Origin of the sequence: Mesorhizobium sp. M00.F.Ca.ET.216.01.1.1 (assembly GCF_004010325.2) — a bacterium.
In the GTDB taxonomy this organism is placed as follows: Bacteria; Pseudomonadota; Alphaproteobacteria; order Rhizobiales; family Rhizobiaceae; genus Mesorhizobium.
Window position 1 is genome coordinate 1 of the sequence record NZ_SADR02000521.1, and the last position, 289, is coordinate 289.

A 289-nucleotide genomic window follows, 5' to 3' on the forward strand; every position below is an offset into this window, starting at 1 on the left:
GGGAGCGTCAGAACGGCCACGCCGGCAAGGTGATCTGGTTCACCGGTCTTTCGGGCGCCGGCAAGTCCACGATCGCGAACGCGCTCGAGGTCAAGCTCCATGCTGCGGGAAAGCGCACGTATATTCTCGACGGTGACAACGTCCGTCAGGGTCTCAACAAGGATCTTGGCTTCGCGGCCTCTGACCGGGTTGAAAACATCCGGCGCATAGCAGAAGTCGCGAAGTTGATGATGGACGCGGGGCTTATCGTACTGACCGCATTCATCTCGCCATTTCGCCAGGAGCGTGA

Annotated in this window: 1 protein-coding gene; it reads left to right on the top strand. The window is 59.9% G+C overall.

Annotation, left to right across the window (positions count from 1 at the left end):
• Positions 1–289, top strand: a 289-nt coding sequence (gene cysC / locus EN859_RS37260; protein WP_135913750.1) for an adenylyl-sulfate kinase, incomplete at both ends; no start/stop codon positions are given.